We start from the raw sequence: 21,811 nt of genomic DNA, 5'->3' as shown, positions 1-21,811 counted from the left end.
TTAATTCTCACAGGCAGAATTCATCTGAATCATCTCTCGACTAGGCGACTTCAACATGCGTTGTTGTTGCTTAAAATCTTTTGGCTTCAGACCAAACTGTTTGCGAAATGCTTTGGCAAAATGCCCTAGGTTGTTATAGCCAACGGCATTGGCAACGGCAGAAACGGACATGTCATGACGCGCGAGCATATTCTGTGCGACGGTCATTCGGTAATGGCGTAGGTAAGCGTAAGGGGTAATTTGGAACAGCTCCCGAAACCCCTTTTTGAGCTTAAAATCATTGATTCCAACTTCATGAGCCAAATCAATCAGAGAAGGAGGCGAGATTAGGTTTTGTTCCAGTAAATCACGTGCCTGATGTAAGCGAGCAATATCGCTCTTAGACAAACTGCACGTATTCAGTTCTGCACCAATATTGTCGAGCGTTAGGCTAAGCAGCTCATACACTTTTGCTTGTGCAAATAAGGTCTGCAATTCATTATAGGAATTTGTCTCTACGAGTTGGTGAAGTATTGCCGAAACATGACCATGAGAAAGGAAGTTAAAACTCGATGACGCGATACTTTCAGTTGAACTGGCAAACTCACCAAAAAAAGTTTTGAGGCAATTTACACAAACTAATTGCTCGATATACTCTCTGGCAACGATAAGGCTTATGACAATATCATCATCTTCAATGTAGGACAGTTGTCGCTCAATCTCTTTACTTTCACTTCTATCAATAAAAACTTTCAGCGGATGCTTAGAGATATAATTATTTGATTCACTTCTTTCAGAGGCAACATAAACAAGAATAACTCTATCGCCTTGTTCTATATCTAAAAAGTCCAAATAACTGGGCGCACCCTCCGTTTTTATCATGAGTATGTGTTGATCTATTCTTAGGCAACTTGTTTTCTGCCTTTTCGTCGACTTATTTTCTTCAATATCAACAGGCATGACGTCACCTTTGCGCCAATCACAAAAATACGTATTAAATAACATTTATTTACCCTTAGGTTGGCACCCACCTGATCACAAGAAAATGGTCATAGCAGTATCCGACACTCTCTGACGAAGATATATACTGGTCTTTAGAGACCTCTTAACTCACCTTAATAATAATGAATTCAATCGAATAAATAATATTGACGTCATTTAAGCGCATCATTTGAAAACCATGTACACCACCAAGTCTAAAACAAGATAATTTTTCTTATATGTGCATTAACTAAATAATAATATATGCAAATTCGAATACTCAAAAAGTCGGATCGATATCACACTAAACTCCACCTTTCTTTTGGCGAATATACTTAAACTTTGAGTCTTAAATATTATTTAACTCAGAGGCATACCTTTAGCTAGAATATATCCCCTGCTTCAACTCTATAGTGATAGCCGCTAGAGACAAACGTATCGCCACTCCGTAAGCTACGACGATAGCCTATTTCTCTAACTTAACTGATAAAAATTGTAATGATAATCATTTAGATTTATAAACGGAGCCTAAGTTGATGTCAATACAAGAATCATGACTAATAATAATTGGTTATAATTTAGTTGATAGTCATTCTCATTCCCATTACTATGTTTCCCGATTTCACATGATGTATTGCGATCAATGACACGCAATATATGTTTAATATAAAACCTAAGCTGAATATGAAATTTCACCAGCACTAAAAATATGTTAATGAGGAATTAAAGAAACATACATTTGTGTAACAATAAATACACTGCAAAACATCGATATATTTTAATTTTTGATATATCAGATTACGTCCCAAGAAATAAGAAAACCAATTAAATCAAAGTATCCTTATAAGACAGGCTCACCTCATAAAGTGGTCTGCTACAGGATGATTGTATTATTTACGATGACTTTATTGGCACACCATGCGCTAAATGAAAAAGAACAATAAAGTCAATTGGAAGCTAGAGCCTGACTTCGAATTAACTTTGAAAAATGAAAGACAGATTCAAGACATTATTAAGCAGCTTATAAGCCAGATTTAACACATCGTTCGAATTAGAGCTTTTCATCTAAATTACTCTGCTAGTCGCTAATCTTTAAAGGAAATAAAAAATGCAGATTCATTCTATATATAGAGTCCCGTTACTTACTGCGGCTTGCGTCCTACCTTTGCAGCTCCAAGCTCAAGAAGCACCAACGCAAGAAAAGATAATTGTTACCGCCAATAAGTTTAACGAAGATATTAATGACGTTGCGCAGAGCATTACCGTGATTGACGAAGTGATGCTTGAAGAGCGAGGCATTACAGATGTCAGCGAGCTCATTCGACAAATTCCAAATATGCATAGCGTGCAGGGGATCACTGGTGCAGAAGTGAATGTTAGAGGTATTAACGCTTCCATGTTTACACGCAACAACCCAGTGGTGATATACGTAGACGGCATTCCGACCAGCAGCCGCTATGCGTACAACTTCCCATTCGTCAATATTGAACGCATTGAAGTGTTGCGCGGTCCTCAAGGTACTTTGTATGGAAAAGACAGCATTGGTGGCGTCATCAATGTCGTAACCAAGCAACCAGGGCAAGATTGGGAGAGCCAGGCCGAAGCTGAGATTGGAAGCTACAATTCACATCGACTGGCATTCAGTACGGCGGGTGCTGTTAGCCCCGACTTATTTTCTGTGGGTTTATGGGGTGAGCTAACGAATAACGATGGCTGGATGAAGAACACCAATGCCAATTTGGATGATAAAGCCAACCATAAAAAGAACCACCGACTTGGTGCGAACCTACTGCTAACCCCAACAGAAAACTTCAGCGCCAGACTTTTACTGGTGAATGAAAAAGACCGCGAAGGCATCTTGGATGGCGGCACCGCTGGTACGGTCGATGGCTTTAACAATGCCAAGCGTTCAGATTTTGAAAATACGAATTACGATCAAGATTCATATTTTAGAACCGACACCAATTCGCAGGGGATCAACTTAAAATATCAGAATGATTATGGCGAATTTGAATCTATTACCACCCACCGTAAAACGAAGATTGCATACCGCACGGATATTGATTATGGCATAGGCAATACAACGATGTTTGGCGGGACTCCAGCTAGCCTAGACGGTGGTTTTTCTTTTGAAAACTTAACTCTTGAATCCACCTCCCAAGAATTACGTTGGTCAAACCAGCTTGAATCCGGCTTACGTTGGGTGACAGGGCTTTACTTTGAAAAAGAGAAAACTAATTACGACGCAATTGGCTCTCAGTACGTAGGTTTTGATCATAGCTACCTATCAAACAACAGTAGCCAAACCCGAGCTATTTTCGGTCAGGTGACCTTTCCATTAACAGACAGCCTCGAACTACTTCTAGGGAGCCGCTATCAACAAATCAAGAAAAGTACCGACCTCGATTACTATTTCACACCCGTTGTTAATGGCAACGTAACTTATGGGACGCCTTACTCAGAGTTGAATTCAGAAGAAACTTGGGCAGCGTTTCTCCCTAAAGCCGCTCTTAATTACCGCTTCAACAGAGACTGGTCTGCCTATACCAGTATCAGCGCTGGCTACATGCCAGGTGGCTTTAACATGATGGCAAGTAATACCGACGAAGAAAAAAACAAGTTCGAGCCACAACAATCATTGAGCTATGAAATAGGTACAAAAGGTCTTTTACTGGATGAGCGTTTACTGATGTCTGCAGCCGTGTTCTATATGGATATCAAAGACATTCACGCATTCTCATACTCAGTGGCAGACAACAGCTTTAGAACCTTCAATGTAGAAAAAGCCCAATCTTACGGTCTGGAAGCGGAAGCCGATTTTATTATCAATGAAAGTTGGCAGCTCAATGCTGCACTAGGTGTAACGAGAGCCGAATACGGCAGTGAATTCACCAATATGTTTGGTCAGACGATTGAAGTCGGCAATCGCATTGAGAGAACGCCTTCTTATTCACTCAATATCGGCGGTCAATATAACCATTCGTCCGGCGTTTATGGACGTGCTGACTTAGTTAATTACGGTGATATGTACTTCGATTCGGTCAATAAGCTAAAAGAAGATGGCTATAGCGTTGTAAACCTGAAAGTCGGTTATGAAATCTATGCTGGCGAAGTGTATGCCTACGTGAATAACTTAGCTGACACCAGCTATAAAACATCGGGCACCGTTTATCCTCACGGCGGTCCTATCATCACATTCGGCAAACCACGTGAAGTAGGCATAGGCGCAAGATACCGCTTCTGATACCAATCCGAATCAGTAATTGTTCCACATTTGTATGGGCAAAAATCGCTTAGCTCGACGTTAAAAATTGAGTTGCTCTAATCGCAACATTTTTACTGAGAGATAAGCGATTTTGACACCCAAATGAATCGATTACTCGTGTGGGTTGGTGTCTTTGTAACCGCATTTTGAAAGTGTATGGAACCCCAACCCATATCAATGCCACGACATATTTGTAGGAAAGAAATGGAACGTGAAACAGGTATGAATCATTTTAAGCAAGTCGTCTTACAAAAACGATTTTTACTGATTGCTGCCGCAGTATTAGCCGCAATCTACGGCATTCTCAGTATTGCGCCTTATTTACTAATGCTGGAAATCATCAAACCCATGACTGGCAGTACACGCCCAGTTATGGATGAACTGCGAAATCAGGTCGCTTCTACCGCGTGGGTCATGGTCATTGCCTATTTCTCTTTTTACTTATCGGCAGTCACCGCTCATATGGCGGCTTACGAAATTTTGTTTCGCTTTCGCGTTTTAATCGCCAACAAAATGAGTTCTATGTCACTTGGAAACCTACAAAAACGTACGTCGGGTGCATTGAAAAAACTTCTTGTGGATGATGTTGAAAAGCTTGAAGTATTTATCGCTCATAATATCCCCGACCTCGTCAAAGCCATCGTTTTGCCTATCGTCGTTTTGGTCTTTATGTTTACGGTGGATTACCGACTAGCATTGGCAAGTCTTGCACCATTTATTCTGTTTTTGTTGTGGATGATGTTAGCCGTAATGACAAAAGGCACGGCTGAAATGACGCGCGAGTTTCACCAAAAAGTCGAAAAGATGGACAGTGTCATTGTTGAATACGTAAGAGCACTGAACGTCATGAAGCTCTTTGGGCAAGAGGCAAAGTCATTTGCGAATTATCGAGATACCGTTGAAGACCTTACTCTCTTTTCATCAGTGAGTTACCGACGCGTCGCTCCAATGTACTCGGCTTTAACTTCTTTCATTTCAAACAGTTTATTGCCAATTGTCACGGTTGGCTTGTTGTTGCACTTCGAAAACTCCGTTGAGCTGCCAGTCCTATTACTATTCTTCATCGTCGGGATGGCTTACTTGAAGCCCGTCTTGGGTCTTTCGGGTTTCGCCTCTTCACTTTCAGACACACTTGAATGCACTAAGCGGATTAGCAATCTTATCGATCAGCAGGACATGCACCACGCTCTTGCGCCTCGCCAACTACCTCAAAACTACAGCATCACATACAAAGATGTGCATTTTGACTACAAAGGCGATTCGGATGAAGAAGTGAACTCCGCATTGAACGGAATAAACCTATCCATTCCTGCAGGAAAAGTAACGGCTCTAGTGGGGCCAAGTGGTGCTGGTAAAAGTACATGCGCAGAATTATTGGCCCGCTTTCATGATGCTACCCAAGGGGCGATTGAAATCGGTGGCGTCAACATACAGAACATCCAATACGACGATCTTATGAATATCGTATCGTTTGTATTTCAAGACAACTTCTTGTTTGCTGATACCATCGCGGCGAACATTGATATGGGCGCAGGGCATTCACGAGAAGAGATAGAGCGCGCGGCAAAGTTAGCTCAAGCGCACGAGTTCATTCAAAGCCTTCCATCTGGCTATGATACTCAGTACGGTCAAGATGGATTGCGACTAAGTGGCGGTCAGGCTCAGCGCATCCAACTGGCTCGGATCATTTTAAAAGACGCCCCAATTTTTATCCTAGATGAAGCCACTGCGTTTGCCGATGCACTCAATGAATCCGCCATCCAAAAAGCGCTAAGTCAGATCATTCCGGGTAAGACCGTTATCGTCATCGCGCATCGTCTTTCAACCATTGTTAACGCTGCTCAAATCGTCGTGTTTGATCAGGGAAAAACTGTCGCTGCAGGTACTCACACCTCATTGTTAGAGTCGTCAAATCTGTATGCTTCAATGTGGGAAGCGCATCAAAGCGCTCGAGAGTTCAGCCTCGGTGGAGGACAAAACTAATGAAATTGCTAAAAAATATTACTTTTGCAATTAAAGGTCACGAAAAGCACTTTGCTTCTTCGCTCATCCTTCACTTTTGCCACGCATTACTGCTGTCTATTCCGGTGGTATTGCTGGTCGCTATTCTTCGAGAGTTACTCGCCCCCTCCACCGACGCTTCCACCGTCTGGCTATTGGTTGCAGCCATGGCGACATCTTTCGTGGTTCAACTGTTTGTGTCGTGGTACGCCAATTTAAGTAACCATCGTCTCAGCTTTAAGTTGTCAGAAAAGTTACGAATGGATATTGGCACCCATTTATACCGAATCAGTTTGGGGGTGTTTGTAAAGCATGAGCCCAACACTCTTTCTTCCGTAATATCTCAGGATGTTCGAGTCGTTGAGTCTTTGTTTTCTCAGGCAATCACCAATGTCGTAACCAGCGTATTCTCAGCCATCATACTGATGGGCTTTCTGTTTTGGCTTGATCTCTACTTAGCGTCCATACTGCTGTTGGGTATCTTCCTACTGTTTCCTTTTGTCTTCGCTTCGGATCGCCTAGTGGGATGGCTGGGTCATAAGCAGATAAAGCTTCGCGGTGAGATGGCGAGCAAATTCCTAGAATTTTACATGGGAATGAAGCACCTGAAAGCATTCAACCTAACCGGATTGCGTTTCAAAAGTCTGGAGAATAGCTTGAATGAATATCGCAAAGCGTGTTACCGAACAGAAATGCTAAGTGCCCCTATAGTGCTGATATCTTTTGTTTTCTGCGATCTCGCTTATCTCGCTATGGTATGGGTCTCATTGGAGCGTTTTGCGGAATCGGGGTTATCTTCACTGACGGTTCTTGTCTTCCTCGTTATTGGCTATTTAGCATTTAGCCCGCTCAAGGCGTTACTGATTGATATTCTACACCTACGTTACCTCAATGAATCTTTGAAGCGTATTCAGCAAGTACTGAGCATTGAATCCATCGACACAGGCACCATATCAACGCCGCCTAGCACCTTCGACGTTAGGTTTGACAATGTGACGTTTGGCTATCAAAACGACAATGTACTGAATAACATCCATCTGAATTTCCCACAAAATTCGATTACTGCTCTGGTGGGTTACAGTGGAACAGGCAAGTCGACAATACTAAGCCTGATTGCCCGCTTTTACGATGTGAAACAAGGCAAAGTCACCATCGGTGGTACTGACATCAGAGAACTCAACCTACACACGCTTTATACGTGTATGAGTGAGGTATTTCAGGATGTCTATTTGTACGACGACACCATTGCCAACAATGTTCGAATTGGAAAGCCTGACGCCACAGATGCAGAGGTGATTAAGGCGTGTGAACAGGCACAGTGTATGGAATTTATAGACCGTCTTAGCAATGGTATTTTTAGTCGAGTAGGTGAAGGGGGAGCAAGGCTCAGCGGTGGTGAAAAACAACGTATCGCCATTGCTCGCGCGTTGCTTAAAAATGCACCTATCTTGTTGCTAGACGAAGCAACAGCGTCCTTAGATCCTGAAAACGAGTTGTCTATTCAGCAAGCCATACATACTCTCAGCCAAAACAAAACGGTTATTGTTGTGGCACATAAGCTAAAAACGATTCAGTCCGTCGACAATATTATTGTCTTGGACAAATCGGGCATCCACGAGCAAGGGACCCATTCAGAGTTAATGCAAAATCAAGGTATTTACGCTCAAATGTGGACCTTACAGCAAGAAAACGCCACGTGGTTAATCAGCTAAAAGCGCTTGAGTATTCAGCTTAAGGGTAAATATTTCGCCTGATTCTGTTTTCAGAATCAGGCGAAAACTTTTCTACACTGCTTCACTGCTTCACTGCTTCACTAGCATACCGATACACGCATTGCATTGACCCGGTTATTTCCTGCCTATTTCTGATTTTCCTTTTCTCTTCCCAACTTTACTCATTTCTCCGGCTTAGGCAGTAGAGTCTCCCTTCACGAGCAGCACCACATAAAACAGCTGAATTAGAATCGAACGTTACTTAACAGAAATCCTTCCTCTTACTCGGAGCAGAATCGATATGACAAACAACGTCCCCAACGACAACCTGTCCGATAACCTAGATCAAATAGCGATTATTGGGTTATCCGCCCGTTTCCCCGGAGCGAAAGACGTTGATGTCTTCTGGAATATGTTGGAATCGGCTAACGACGGCTTGGTCAGAAAAACCTCTGAGAATGACGTAATAAAAGCGTGTTTTTCTATGCCTGAACGTTTTGCTTTCGATGCTGATTTCTTTGGATTTTCTCCTAACGAAGCGGCGTTGATGGATCCTCAGCATAGGGTTTTTCTAGAATGCGCATGGCATGCTCTAGAAAACGCAGGGTATGGTGATCGCTCTTCCGATGATCGCACAGGGGTATACGCTGCGTGTGGTTTTAACGATTACGTATTAAGACACGTCGGCATGCGAGACTTCAGCGACAGCGCCGCCGAGATGTTCGCCATGATGATTGGCAACGACAAAGATTACCTCGCCACTCGAGTCGCCCACTTGCTTAACTTGACCGGTCCAGCCATTGTGACTCAAAGCGCCTGTTCCAGCGGGTTGCTTTGCGTGCATCAGGCCACTCAAGCTCTCTTGCAAGGCGAAGTTAATATGGCCTTGGCTGGTGCAGCGTCGATATCCGTGAGCTTAGAAGACGGCTATTTCCCAGACTCCGGCGGCGTGATGTCGCCTAATGCAACCATGTCGCCCTTCAGCCAATCCGCTAATGGAATTGTCGGCGGCAATGGCGCAGCCGTATTCGTACTCAAACGCTTGGAAGACGCACTGGCTGATCATGACTATATCTACGCCACTATTGCTGGCAGCGCCGCCAATAACGACGGTGCAGCCCGCGCCGCTTTTACAGCGCCAAGTGTGTCGGGACAATCCGATGTTCTTCAGGAAGCGTTAGATTTAAGTGGCGTAAGTTCTGACGACGTAACCTATATTGAAGCTCATGGCACAGGCACACCACTTGGTGACCCCATTGAGACCGAATCAATACGACGCGTCTACGGTAACCGTAATACTCACTGTCATGTTGGATCTGTTAAAGGGAACGTAGGGCATTTAAATGCCGCCGCCGGACTTGCTGGCTTAACCAAAGTGATTGGCGTATTAGAACGTCAGGTTATCCCGCCAACACTCCGACTGAAAGAATATGGGGAGAACCCAGAATTAGGCATGAGTGGTACACATTTGTCGCTCACACCTGCTGTGGTATCAGGAGAAACCCACCATTTCGCGGCACTGAGCTCTTTCGGTTTTGGAGGCACCAATGTGCATCAAATTTTGGCACGAAGCCCTGCTCAAAAAGCCGAAAACCAGCAAAACCAGCAAAACCAAGACGCCACAATCATCCCTCTTTCGGCCAAAACAGACGTCGCATTAGACACGATGAGAAACGAGTTGGCAGAAAAGCTGGCATCGACAGAATACAATTTATCGGATGTTTCGAAGAGCTTATTGTGGGGGCGGACCGCTTTCTCAGAACGCTGCGCAATCATCGCATCGGATTCAGAAGAAGCAGCAAACAAACTAAAGAACCAAATCACAGTAAATAAAACCGGAAAAAGCAACGAAGCCGTATTTGTCTTTCCTGGTCAGGGAACGCAATTTGTTGGGATGGGGTTAAACCTGTATCAAAACGCCCCTACCTTCAAAGCCATTCTGGATGAAGCGGCTGAACTATTGATTTCCCAAGGACATGAAGACATTCGCCCCCTCATTTTTGATTCTAACCTGAATACGCTTTCCTCAACCGAAAATACACAAGTCGCTCTGTTTGCTGTCGAATATGCCAGCGCACAATGGCTGATTGAGGGTGGACTAAATCCAGTTGCATTGCTTGGACACAGTATTGGAGAGTACGTCGCGGCTACCGTCGCTGGCATTTTCTCATTGAAAGATGCACTGACTTTGGTTGCCGCTCGCGGCAGATTGGTCGCATCACTGCCGAATGCAGGCATGCTGGCAATCAATGCCTCAACGGAAGATGTCAAAGCACAGCTCACACCCGATCTCTCCTTAGCCGTCGTCAACGGAGCCAATCAGGTGGTTGTCTCAGGAACAGAAACCGCTCTTGAACATTTTGAGGAAACAGCGCATCAGCAAGGATGGCGCTTCCGCCGCTTGTCGGTGTCTCATGGTTTTCATTCACATCTTCTTGAGCCCATTCTTGGCGACTTTGAATCCTTGTTCAATCACATCTCACTGAATGAGCCGACGATTCCTGTATACAGCAATTTGACTGGCGATCTTGCCGACCCAGCCAAGATTTCAACGCCTCAATACTGGCGAGAACATCTTCGCCACACCGTGCTTTTTGCGGATAACCTTGAGGCTATCGAACGTGATTATCCAAACGCGCAGCGCCTTGCGGTTGGACCCGGTAATATTCCGGGCGCTCTGCCATTAATGCTCACAGCGCAATCACAAACCAATGATTGCCTCACTGCGATTACTCAACTTTGGGTAAACGGCGCTCCAATAGAAACGCTCTTTAATACTGGCTCTGAGGTATGGAACAAAGTGCCCCTTCCCGGCTACCCATTCTCTAAAGTCGAGCACTGTTTACCGGTTTCCAAAGGACCAGCAAGCACCGAATCAAGCTGTTGGACGCACGTTCCCCAGTGGCATCGAGTTCACGAATTCAAATGTGATGAAGCGAAGGATACCTCACTTATTTGGATAGATGATGACGAGAAACCACTTGATATCAAAAACCTATCGGGTCAATTAAACATACTTGGCAAGAGCCATTTGGTGCTGTCTTGGAACCCGAACACTGAAAATACATTGCGTCAGCTTGCACAAGAATTACTGCCAAACGAAGACATCCAAAGCATCACCTTGGTTACTCGTAATCTGGCGAGTATCCATTCAGAAGAAACCCAATGTGCGGAGCAATCAATAGCGCTCGGCATACTTCGTAGCTTGCCGTTCGAAATCGCGAAGGTTAAAGCCATTTGGTTGGATTGTAATGATGCGCCAAATGAACAAGATCTAATAAGAGCGATCTCTGCCAGTACTCGCCACGAGAGACTGCAAGCCGATTCACTCGGCTTACGTGATGGGGTTTTATGGCGCAGACAAGTCACATCATTATCGCTACCCAACGCTGACGCGGGTGACGTAATCACAGCGGGCAAAACTTACATCATCGTTGGCGGGCTTGGTGCTCTGGGGCGTAGCCTTGCACGTACCATCGCTCCGCTTGGTGTCCACCTTGTTTTAGTCAGCAGAAACATTTCAGTAGAACTGGTCGATTCACCTGAGCAAGACGCCGATCTCGCAGGCATTATCGCTGCAGGATCAACGATACGTTTGCACGCCGCCAATGTCGATGACGTCAATGCCATGACAGCGCTCGCCAACCAGCTCGATCAGGAAGGTAATAAAGTAGGCGGTATCTTTAACTTAGCGGGTCGGTATGTGTCGCAGACGGTTGCGGATACAACAGATACCGACTTGGGTCCGAACCACCACGCGAAAGTTCAAGGTACTGATGCACTCGCCTCTGCATTTGAAAAACATCAACCAGAATTCTTGGCGATTTTTGGCTCTATCATCACCGAAATTTCGGGATACGGTGGTTCAGACTACATCGCCTCCAATTTGTACTGCGAAATGTTGGCACAGCAACGTTCTCAGATACCGATGCACGTCATTGCATGGGACTTCTGGGATCAAGTGGGAGGATTGAATGACAACGACGATCTTTTCACATCAAATCGCAAGAAAGCCATTTCCGTTCAAAAAGGCTTGTCCAGCTTATGGGATGTCCTTTCTTCAGGGATCTCACACGCCATTGTGACCCCAAACTCTTTAGATTTGCTGCTGCAAGAAGCATCTGATAGTTCAACTGAGCGTTTAACCAATACGGATGCCGAACCCAACACTTCAAAAGAAGGCATCAAAATAGCCAGCGACCAACCTGTGCTGGTGCAGTTTTCTCAACTGTTGTTTACCGAGATCCTTGGCCAAACCGAGGTCGACCCCGCCGATGATTTCATCTTGCTTGGCGGAGATTCCATTACCGCAGTGCGCTTGCTGTCTCGCCTGAGAAAGATCACCAAGGCGGATATTGGTCAGGCCGACTTCATGAGCGCAAGAACGCCAAAAGAACTCGCAGATTTACTGACGAGCTATCCAAACATGGAACGCATTGCTCGGACCTATATAAAAGTGCAAACGATGTCATCCGAAAAGCGAAACGCTTTGCAAAAACGCCTGTAACCCTGAGTAAAACGAATGAACACACTAGACGATGATTTTGATACAGATCTAATGGCCGAATTAATGGCTTTGGATGAAGATAACGAACTTGTTGAGCTTCCAGACATACCTGAAGGAACAAGCTTTCCGTTGACCGATATTCAACGCGCTTACTTCATGGGTCGCAGCTCACAACTCACTCTCGGTGGTGCGGCTTGCCAGTTCTACTATGAGCGAGTTTGCGACGAATTGGATGTACCGCGATTTGTAAAAGCCGTGCAAGACACCACTCATCGTCATCCCATGATGCGGGTTGAAATACTCTCTAGTGAGAGCCAAGTGATTCGGCCGCTGACGGAAGCATTGTCCGCATCCGAGCACGATCTGAAAAGTGCCTCTGAAGAGGTTGCGCAGGAACACCTTTCAGATACGCGCCAGAGGCTGTCTCGAGATCTGCCAGAACTGGATAAATGGCCGCTATTCGACTTAGAGTTTACACACATGCCGTCTGGGGAAACCCACATTCATTTTCGTTTTGATCTCATCAATACTGACCAACAAAGCATACTTTTAGTACTTAAAGACATCGCAGCGCTCTATGAAGATCCGGATGCATATATTGCTGCTCCTGAGCTTACTTTTCCTCAATACTTGGCGATGTCGGCACCTTCTTCAGAAAAACTTGAAGCGTCGAAAAATCACTGGCGTTCACGCGCCAAGGACCTACCGCCGGCCCCTGTATTACCTCTGATTAACAGTGTAGAGGAAGCGGGAGTACCGCAATACGAGCGTATCTCTGAATACATACCAACCGAACGCTGGTCCATTCTGAAAAACATCGCGCAAGAGAGTGGGATCACCATATCCTGCCTATTGCTAGAGTGCTTTGGTCAATCTTTGGCACGTTGGAGTGAATCTTCTCATTTCACGCTAAATATGACGCTTTTCAATCGTGAAGCGATACACAATGACGTACCTCGAGTGGTGGGCGATTTCACCACTACAATGCTGTTTGATATGGATATGACAGCAGATAACCAAACTCGAGAGAGCCGAATAACCGACATCCAGAAGTCATTATGGCGTGATCTAGAGTTTAACGCCGTGAGTGGCGTTGAAGTCATGTCAATGATGGCGCAAGCACAAGGGCACCTTGATATTCCGCTGATGCCAGTCGTAGTAACGTCTACGCTGTCACAAGACGCCAGTTCTCTAATGACGGTAATGGATGACCTTCCCGGCAGACCCGTTTTAAGTACGGCTCAAACACCTCAGGTGATATTGGATAACCTTCTTATTGAAGAAAACGGGCAATTGGCAATTCACTGGGATATTTCCGTCAATGTGATGTCTCTGTCAGTAGCCAATGCACTGATGCAAGATTACTGCACTCAGATTGATGCCATCATCGATGATCCGGAAGTTCTCAAAAAACCATTTTCATTTAATGATCCAAGTAATGCACATCTGGTGCCCGACTTGCCAGAGGCAAGCCAAGCGCAACGTTTGAGTGACTTATGGCTGGAGAACCTAAGTTCCGCGACATCCAAACCCGCCGTTATTCAAGGCAATGAGAGCATTACCCATCACGATCTTGCGGAGAAAGTAGCTGGATTAATCGAAGGGTTGAAGGCCCGCGATGTCGATGAAGGCAGTAAGGTCGCTCTGATTTTTAATAAATCAATCAATCAAATTGCAGCGACCTTAGCATGCAGCACGTTTGGGGTAACGTTTATACCAATCGACGGTAATCAGCCCAATTCTCGTCAGATACAAATTTTGCAGGATTTGGAGCCGACTCTGATCTTGCATAGCGGCGTCGATCCAGCCGTACTTTCAGAACATCCATCTTGGGATATCAGTCAACATGAAATCGCCAGTAGCGATATTCTTCATCACTGTTCTGGGGCGAAGCCTGATTCTCTTGCCTACATACTCTATACGTCTGGCTCCACAGGTATGCCAAAAGGGGTCATGATTCAGCACGATGCAGCACTGAACACCGTACTCGATATCAATCAACGCTTTAACATCACATCGACTGATCGAGTCCTTGCCCTGTCAGAGCTTCATTTTGATCTCTCTATTCAAGACATTTTCGGTACGTTAGGGTGTGGTGGCGCGATAGTATTACCGGAAATATCAGGTAAGCACGACCCGTCACATTGGGCGCAATTATGCCACCGCCATCAAGTCACAATCTGGAATACCGTACCCGGTTTATTTGAGATTTATCTCGATTACTTGGAAACCAACCAAGTGCCGCCGCAACATGAGTTGAATAACATTATGCTCAGTGGTGATTGGATAGGTCTTACATCACCGCAACGCGCTAAAAGCTTCTGGCCTAAAGCCCGCTTTTACTCACTTGGTGGTGCCACCGAAGCGTCCATTTGGTCTATCTATTTTGAAGTTAATGAAGTCGATAGTGAATGGCAAAGTATCCCATACGGAAATGGGCTGGGTGGTCAGCAAGTTTTCGTACTGACACAAGATCTTGAAATCGCGCAGCCAGGATGTATAGGCGGGATATACATTGCAGGAAAAGGGCTAGCGAATGGGTATTTCAAAGACTCAGAAAAAACCGCCGCCGCCTTTTTCAACCACCCTCGCAGTGGGCTTCCTCTTTACTGTACTGGTGATCTTGGTACCTATGATAAAGATGGCGTGATTCAGTTTCATGGTCGAGCCGATGGACAGTTGAAAATCAACGGGTTCCGTCTGGAAATAGGTGAAGTAAGCCAGGCGATCAACGGATTAGATGGCATTCAAGATTGCCGCGTGTTACCCAAAGGGGAAGGGACTCGAAAGAGCTTAGCGGCATTTGTGAAAGCAGAAAGTGAGACGCTTTGTTTAGAGTCATTAAAGGAAACGTTAGCGCAGCACCTGCCCCATTACATGGTGCCGAGTATATGGCATCAGGTCGAAAGTTTCCCACTCACCTCCAACGGGAAAATTGACAACAAAGCGCTACTGGCACTCACGGAAAAAGCTCCTACGCACCGCTCATTCAAACCAGACAATGACCTGAGTGAACAGGTCTGCAATATGGTGGCGGAAGTTCTCAAGCGCGAGCAGGTTCTGCCAAACGACAATCTTGTCGCCCTTGGTGTGACATCACTAGAGCTGATTGCATTGGCCAGCCGAATACAAAAATTTTCAGGCACGCGCCCACAATTAACCACACTAGCTCGTACTGTTGCCATACCGGATCTAATTGAACTGGTTGCTGAGCTGCTGCCTTCTTCCAGTGGTAATACAAAAGGGAAATCAATTTGGCCGGGTGAAGAGCAGGTTCAAGATTACTTGGAGGAAACCCCAGTCATTTTGGATGCTCTTGAGCGTCGCTTGTTCAAAACCCGTCATCGCGCTCTCGATGACAAACATGCCATCAATCTACCCGATACTGGCAACGTACCCGACGCTACAAGACGCAGTGCACGTGCATTTAGTTCGACGCCTGTCACTCAACTCGCACTTTCCCAAATGCTCGATGCGCTTCGAGTTTACTGGTGTAACAACAACCAATACCGCCCTTATGCTTCTGCAGGAGGAATGTATCCAATTCAAACATACCTTCTTGCTTACCAAGTCGAGGGGCTAGAAAAAGGCACGTATTTATACGATCCCCATTCACATAAATTGCTGCCTCGGGGAAATACACCCTTGCCTCAGATAGAAAACCTCAGCGCTGGCAATAAGGAATGGATTGGAGATGCGCATTTTGTTTTGGCTTTTGCCCTCAATCTGCCAGATATCGTACCGCTTTATGAAGGTTCAAGCCTACCGTTTGGGCTCATTGAAGCCGGGTCAATGGCGCAGTTGGTCGACAACTATGCGGTAAACGCAGGGATTGGAACTTGTCATATCGGCGATTTATCTCCTTCGCAAATCAATCAATTATGCGGTCTGGAAAAAGAGCAAATTTACGTTCACGGATTAGTGGGCGGTACCTTAACAGACGAAATGCTGACGCAACGTGATGCCAACAATGCCTCTTTCAACATTGAATTAACTGAGGAAACGCTATGAGTCTGAAACAACTCCTCGATGATTTGGATGCTGCGGCAATACAGATTTGGGCAGAAGAAGGACAACTAAAATTCCGAGCGCCCCCGGGGGCATTGAATGAGCACCTTCGCGCTCGGTTGATAGAAATGAAACCTGTATTGTTGCAGCGACTTAGCGACAATAACAAAGGCAGTGACGCCGAGCGATTCGAACCGTTTCCTCAAACACCGATTCAGCAAGCTTATATGATTGGTCGGACCGATGCGTTAAGCCATGGCGGAATTGCCGCAAACAGCTACATTGAATTTGAACGCACAGACTTAAATATTGAATTCGCGGAAGCGGCACTAAACCAAGTCATCGCATCTCATGACATGTTAAGGACTGTACTCCTCCCCGAACGTCAACAAAAAGTGCTCCAGGAAGTACCGAGTTATGGCATTCCAGTGACCAATTTAGTTGGTCACAGCCCTGAGCAGCAGGAAGCGGAGCTCCAACGCATACGCAAAACTCTGTCAGAGAAAGTCCGAGATCCTGAGCAGTGGCCTCTATTCGATCTGCATATTAGCCGCACTGAGCAAGGCATTCGACTGCACTCTTGCGTTGACTTAATCGTACTGGATGCGTGGAGTTGCCAACTGTTCTTCCAAGAATGGTTTCAACGTATTGAAGGGCAAGAGCCTAGCCCAGCACCACAACTGCGTTTTCGCGATCTGATGGTCAGCCAATATGCAAGTGACAAAAGTGACGCAATTCACTATTGGAAAAACGCGCTGACCACCCTGCCAGATGCCCCTAACCTACCTGCCCCCTTTAAGGGAAGGGGCAACACAGGGCAGTTCAAACGCTTCCATTATCACCTACCTGAAAAGGAGTGGGCAGCATTTCAAGCAACCTGCCGCGAGCACAAATTAACACCCACCAGCGCACTGGCCACGGTATTTGCGAACAGCTTGTCTTGTTGGAGTGCCAATGAAGACCTAACACTTAATGTCACCTTGTTTAACCGCCCGCCCGGAGACGAAGACATTAATCGCGTATTGGGTGAGTTTACCAACACGACATTGCTCAGCTTCGACAAAATGAACCTTATTTTCGAAGCGCAGGTAGGCAGGACGCAAAACCAGCTACTTGAACGTCTTGAACACAGTGATTTATCTGGAGTGGAGATTGTTCGTGAGTTGGCAAGACAACGAGCGGACTACAGTAAATCCCTGATGCCTGTTGTTTTTACAAGCTTGCTTATCGGAGAAGATGGCGCACCACAAAAATCCCTAGGCTGGGAGCAGGTTTATGGTATCAGCCAAACACCACAAGTCACACTCGATCACCAGATATACGAAGAGCATGGTGGGATAAACCTGAATTGGGACGTGGCAGAATCAGCGATTGATTTAGATGCCGCAGAAGAGGCGTTCAATCACTATCGTTTGCAGATTGACGCTTTAGCCAATCAACCAGAATCTTGGCGACAACCGTTATCCAGAGCTCTGCCAGCATCTCAGTTAAAAGCGCGAAATCGTATCCACGCTAAAAATGGCGTTCTCCCCACGGGTGGACTCACTGATGATTTTTGGTTGAATTTACCCAAAACAGCCGCACAGCCTGCCATTTTTAGCCCAGAGGGTACGTTGAGTTACGAACAATTGGCTTGCTGGGCGGTATCCATCAGCGAGAAATTGAAAGCTTGCGGGGTGTCACAAGGTGACCGTGTACTTATTGCTATGGAGAAAAGCCCAAAGCAAATCGCCGCCGTGTTGTCCGTCCTTTACCTTGGGGGAGTCTACGTGCCTGTATCTCCAGACCAACCCCGAGCACGTATGCACGCCATATGTGAACAATCCGCCCCGAAAGCGGTGCTTTGCAGAGCCTCTTTAGAACTCGACACCGTCCCAGAAATTGTTGTGTCGCCCCCTAGCGATGACACCTCTCAGCCGCTAGAAAATCTGGTAAGGCAACGCTGCCCATTACAGGCAGAACAACCCGCCTATATCATTTTCACATCTGGCTCGACAGGCACACCCAAAGGCGTTTGTATGCAGCATGGTGCGGTATTGAATACACTCCATGATATGCAGCAACGCTTTGGTTTGCAGCCCTCAGATCGAGTGTTTGCGTTATCCAACCTTAGCTTTGACCTTTCAGTTTACGACATCTTCGGTACCTTAAACTTTGGCGCTGCATTGGTGCTGCCTGCTCCTGACCAAGAGCGGAATCCGGAACACTGGGCAGACATGATGAGTCAATATGACGTTAGCATTTGGAATTCGGTTCCCGCGCTATTGCAAATGCTGATCGTTTGGTCGCGTAACGCTAACCGCAAAATGCCGCCGAGCCTCAGGTTGGCGCTTGTTAGTGGTGACTGGGTTCCAATGACTCAGGGAGCAGAGCTGAAAGCGCTGTCAGAAGCAAAGCTAATCGCATTGGGCGGTGCCACTGAAGCCGCCATCTGGTCGAACTGGCAGGACGTGGCTGAGCAAACAGAAGACTGGCTAACGGTGCCCTACGGACAACCATTATCTGGGCAATATTATCGTGTACTGGATACCTATGGCGCAGACAGACCAAACCTTGTGCCGGGAGCCCTGTATATCGGCGGTCTAGGATTGGCTCGCGAGTATTGGCAAGATGAAGAAAAGACATCGTCTTCCTTCATACTCAATCCATCCAGTGAGTATCCATTAGAACGGCTATACAAGACTGGGGATTACGGACGATTCTGGCAAGATGTGACCTTAGAATTCCTTGGACGCCGCGATCAGCAAGTGAAGATTGGAGGGCATCGAATTGAGCTGGGTGAAATCATCCACGCCCTAGAAAGTCACCCTGACGTTTCGCGAGCCATTGCAATTGTTCGAGATGGCACGTTATTGGCCTATGCGGTGACCAACGTGAATGAAACGTCACTTCAGCAACATTGTGCCCGTTTGTTACCAGACTACATGCTGCCTAAACGCATCGGTACGCTCACCAAACTGCCACTCTCCGCAAATGGCAAAGTGGATACAAAAGCGCTCCCCGCTCTATCAGCCAAATCGATAAAATCCGCCAAAGGCCGCTCTCGAAAAGATAGCTTGGTTGCAAAAATCCTTAAAAGAAAATTGGGCATTAAAAATCTCGATCCCCAAATGAATTTCTTTGAGCTTGGCTTATCTTCTGTCGATTTGGTCGAGGCTCATGGTCAACTAAATGCGGAGCTGCCGTTCGATGTACCGGTCACGGATCTTTTCACCCATACGACGGTCAGTGCCTTAGACGCGCACATCGCAACCTTAGTTGAACAGCACTCATTAGGTCAGCCCGCATGAATAAACACACGTTTTTGCCGCCACTGGGAGTGTTAAAGGCAGCCCAATCCACTCTCGCCTTTCCAAACAAGATCTCTGAATTTGAGGACGTAGACCATCATGTATTCTAAAAAGCGTCAATTGCTGGAACAAAAATGCCCAGACTTTCCTCCTGAGTTAATTGAGCATTATCGCTCTGAAGGATATTGGTTAAACGATACTTTTGACGTTTCTCTCAAAGAGATGGCGAAAAAATACGGTGACAGACCAGCGCTCACTGAAGGCGATGTAACGATATCGTACGCAGAATTGTCGAATCGAGTAGAGAGCTTGACCCACGGTTACCTCCAACTAGGTTTGCAACCCGGTGATGTTGTCGTCGTGCAACTTCCCAATAGTATTCGTTTCGTGGAAAGCCTTTTCGCGCTTACTCGAATCGGCGTTGTACCGGTTCTTGCACTGACGGCATACCGCAAGCTGGAAATTGAGCAATTCTGTCGATTTACTGGTGCAAAAGCTTACATTATTGCCGATCAATTCGGGGGATTTGACTTTCGCAAGCTCGCCGCCGAATTGCAGGCAGAGCTTCCCGAGCTAGAACATGTCGTGGTTGACGGGATTCCAGATAGCCATCAAATAGGGTTCAATCAGCTCAATGTTACCCCCACTGATTTACCTGAAGCGCCAACGCCCCATCAAGTGGCTGTCTTTCAAATTTCCGGTGGCACAACGGGCATTCCAAAGTTGATACCTCGCCGACACCAAGAATATCTGCACAACATGCGCTGTGCGGCTAAGGCGAGCAATATCCACTCAGGCAGTGTATACCTTTGCGTTCTCCCTATTGCGCACAACTTTACCTTTGCTTGTCCGGGCATCATGGCAACTCTGCTTGAAGGTGGTCACGTCATCATTACAAACAGCCCAGAGCCCGAACATTGCTTTGATTTGATTCAGCGCCATAACGTCACCGTGACCTCACTTGTTCCCCCTCTCGCTCAAGTCTGGGTAGCCAATGCGCAACCACAAAAGCTGCAAAGTTTGCAGGTATTGCAAGTGGGTGGCGCTAAATTGGCGGAAGAGGCTGCTCGTCGGATTTCGCCTACCCTTGGATGCACCTTGCAGCAAGTGTTTGGTATGGCAGAAGGTTTGGTGTGCTTCACCCAACTGGATGGCAGCGCGGATCATATCTGTAAAACACAAGGCTACCCGATGAGTCCGGGCGATGAAGTAAGAGTCGTCGATAACGAAGGGAACCTCGTTGCGCCTGGTGAGAAGGGGCTCATACAAGTTCGGGGACCTTATACCATGCGAGGTTATTTTGGCATGCCGGACAAAAATGCCGAGTCCTTCACGGCAGACGGTTTTTACGTTTCTGGCGATTTAGTTGAACAAGGCGAGGATGGCGCGATTACGGTTGTGGGTCGCCAGAAAGAACAAATTAACCGAGGTGGAGAAAAGTTGTCTGGTGAAGAGTTAGAAAATGTCCTGCTCGGTCATGACGGTGTGCTTGATGCCGTTGTCGTCGGCTTGCCAGACACACTACTGGGTGAGCGGATTTGCGCTTTTGTGATTCCAAAAGTAGAGGCGTTGAGTACCTTAAAGCTAAAACGCCACCTCAAAGAGCAAGGTGTCGCAGCCTTCAAAATGCCTGATGAGTTTCGTTTTATCGAACGATTCCCTGAAACAGGGGTCGGCAAGGTAAACAAAGTGGTCCTGCGTAAAAAGCTAAGCGAAGAGGTATGAGCATGACCATCAAACTCACATCACGTGACATCGGAATTGACGCAGAGACTCCTGATGACTGCAAGTCTTTGGGCGATGTTCGCCAAGCCATCGACACGATAGACAAACAAGTCATCCAGTTGCTTGGTATGCGTAAAGGTTATGTTTTAAGTGCCGCGCAATTCAAAGAAACAGCCGAAGCAATACCCGCTCCAGAGCGAGTAGCGGCGATGTTGAAGGCTCGCCAATACTGGAGTAAAGAGGCCGAGTTGTCCGAAGATTTCATCGTGCCCTTATACGCACAAATCATTCAGTGGTTTATCCAACAACAAACCCATTTCTGGCACAAATAGTATGAGGAATA

The 21,811-nt window shown here is 46.3% G+C and carries 9 protein-coding genes; 8 read left to right on the top strand and 1 reads right to left on the bottom strand.

The genetic code is table 11. The features are described 5' to 3' along the window. Entirely contained in the window at positions 1-984 is a 984-nt protein-coding gene (locus Q8W40_RS13580; protein WP_305397780.1) for a helix-turn-helix domain-containing protein, read from the bottom strand. Positions 985-2,068: 1,084 nt separating this feature from the next. On the opposite strand from Q8W40_RS13580, the gene Q8W40_RS13575 reads away from it, so the two are divergent. The 8 genes from Q8W40_RS13575 (at position 2,069) to Q8W40_RS13540 (ending at position 21,800) form a co-directional block, all read left to right on the top strand. Next, a complete protein-coding gene (locus tag Q8W40_RS13575) occupies positions 2,069-4,204 on the top strand; it encodes a TonB-dependent receptor (protein ID WP_305397778.1) in 2,136 nt (711 codons plus the stop codon). Between the two features lie 225 nt (positions 4,205-4,429). Beyond that, positions 4,430-6,208: an ABC transporter ATP-binding protein gene (locus Q8W40_RS13570; protein ID WP_305397776.1), complete on the top strand. Its 1,779-nt coding sequence runs from the start codon at positions 4,430-4,432 to the stop codon at positions 6,206-6,208. Next, positions 6,208-7,938, top strand: coding sequence for an ABC transporter ATP-binding protein (locus tag Q8W40_RS13565; RefSeq protein WP_305397775.1), 1,731 nt, complete (start codon positions 6,208-6,210; stop codon positions 7,936-7,938). Before Q8W40_RS13570 ends, Q8W40_RS13565 begins: the two co-directional genes overlap by 1 nt. A 301-nt stretch (positions 7,939-8,239) precedes the next feature. Beyond that, complete coding sequence (locus Q8W40_RS13560) at positions 8,240-12,445, top strand: type I polyketide synthase (protein WP_305397774.1); 4,206 nt, start codon at positions 8,240-8,242, stop codon at positions 12,443-12,445. A 15-nt stretch (positions 12,446-12,460) separates the two neighbouring features. Continuing rightward, complete coding sequence (locus tag Q8W40_RS13555) at positions 12,461-16,456, top strand: amino acid adenylation domain-containing protein (RefSeq protein WP_305397772.1); 3,996 nt, start codon at positions 12,461-12,463, stop codon at positions 16,454-16,456. Continuing rightward, a complete protein-coding gene (locus Q8W40_RS13550) occupies positions 16,453-19,743 on the top strand; it encodes a non-ribosomal peptide synthetase (protein WP_305397771.1) in 3,291 nt (1,096 codons plus the stop codon). Before Q8W40_RS13555 ends, Q8W40_RS13550 begins: the two co-directional genes overlap by 4 nt. A 99-nt stretch (positions 19,744-19,842) precedes the next feature. Next, positions 19,843-21,468, top strand: coding sequence for a (2,3-dihydroxybenzoyl)adenylate synthase (locus Q8W40_RS13545; RefSeq protein ID WP_305397770.1), 1,626 nt, complete (start codon positions 19,843-19,845; stop codon positions 21,466-21,468). Positions 21,469-21,470: 2 nt separating this feature from the next. Beyond that, positions 21,471-21,800 carry an isochorismate lyase gene (locus Q8W40_RS13540; RefSeq protein ID WP_305397769.1) on the top strand — a complete coding sequence of 110 codons (330 nt, stop codon included), beginning with the start codon at positions 21,471-21,473 and terminating at the stop codon, positions 21,798-21,800. The last annotated feature ends 11 nt before the right edge of the window (positions 21,801-21,811 follow it).

The sequence above is a fragment of the Vibrio penaeicida genome (genome assembly GCF_030689305.1).
Taxonomy (GTDB): domain Bacteria; phylum Pseudomonadota; class Gammaproteobacteria; order Enterobacterales; family Vibrionaceae; genus Vibrio; species Vibrio penaeicida_B.
The sequence above is the reverse complement of the archived record's forward strand: the minus strand, read 5'-3'. Positions and strand labels throughout refer to the sequence as shown.